Origin of the sequence: uncultured Microscilla sp. (assembly GCF_947493425.1) — a bacterium.
Lineage (GTDB): Bacteria > Bacteroidota > Bacteroidia > Cytophagales > Microscillaceae > Microscilla.
Window position 1 is genome coordinate 1 of sequence record NZ_CANLRP010000399.1, and the last position, 1157, is coordinate 1157.

Here is a 1157-nt window from a genome sequence, read left to right on the forward strand (position 1 = left end):
AACCTCAGCCCAACCTGATGAGCCTGACGAGACAAACCACTGGGGTATGCCACCAATTATCGGCACTCGAAGCTCAGCGGGAACAGTTCAAAGATTACCCCGCCCACACGCTGGCCGTAGTTCACGGGCAACTGCAAGACTTATGGCGTAAAGCCCAACGCCTGCAAATGTTTGGCAGCGAAATTTATAGAATCACTGCCTTGGGCAACGAAGTAAAACAACTGATCAATAACCAACACAAATCAAACTAAAAACTAATGGAAGATTTAATGAACGAGATTACCCTTTACCTGCAAAGCCACCAAGCCTTTCCGGTAGAATTTGATGCCTTTTGGCAATGGTGTGGGTATTCCACTAAACAAAAAGCCGAACAAATGCTTCAAAAAAACTTCACTCAGGGGGTAGATTTCAACTTTAACCGGGAGGTTAAAGTTCAAAAAGAGGGCAAAAGGCAAGTAACCCGAAAAATAAAAACCTACCAGCTAACCATCGACTGCGCCAAGTCTTTTGCCATGCTTGCCCAAACCGAAAAAGGGCGCGAAGTAAGGTTGTATTTTTTGGAATGCGAAAAACGATTGAAGGCGCTCACCAAAGGCAAGAACAAACTTCAAATCCTCAAAGAAAGCGTGGAAACCCTGATCGACCACGAGGAACGAATCACCGATCTGGAACAAGAAAGGGAAGATGCCAAGGCTTACCTGGCGGCTATCAACAAAGACCCTTCGCAAGCACTTTTTGTGGATACCCGCCGTGCCTTTGACCACATCATCAAGTCTTATGCGCTCGCCAAAGGAATACCACCCCAGGAAGTGTATGCTACTTTTTACCGCCAGTTTTCCGTGCGTTATCAACTGCAAGTGTACCACCTTGCCCAAAGAGCCGATAAAACCCCCATTGCCTGGATAGAAAGCAGGGGCTACATCACCCAGGCGTATGACTTAGCGATAGAGTTATTTGTGGAGTAAAGGAGGGGCTTTTGCCCCTTTTTTAGTGAATGAAATTTACCTGCAACTCTGCCATCTACCAACCTGCCCCAAAAAACTACACTCCCATAAACCCCACCTTTTTACTCTGTCCATTCCTTGCTTAATAGCCACTCAAACCAAACAAGCAAAAAAACTGATGGCTTTAAGATACACAGGCGATTGTCACGTAGC

The 1157-nt window shown here is 46.0% G+C and carries 1 protein-coding gene and 1 pseudogene; both read left to right on the forward strand.

Annotation, left to right across the window (positions count from 1 at the left end; all coding sequences use genetic code 11):
- Nucleotides 1-251 (forward strand): annotated as a pseudogene (locus tag Q0954_RS34000) (helix-turn-helix domain-containing protein); the annotation flags it as partial.
- A gap of 6 nt (nucleotides 252-257) precedes the next feature.
- On the forward strand, nucleotides 258-965 hold the full coding sequence (locus Q0954_RS34005; protein ID WP_299466553.1) for an antA/AntB antirepressor family protein: 708 nt from the start codon (nucleotides 258-260) through the stop codon (nucleotides 963-965).
- Nucleotides 966-1157: the final 192 nt, after the last annotated feature.

Excerpts from the sequence above, each read along its gene's own strand:
- Q0954_RS34005 (WP_299466553.1), top strand. The coding sequence starts at position 258 with ATGGAAGATTTAATGAACGAGATTACCCTTTACCTGCAAAGCCACCAA.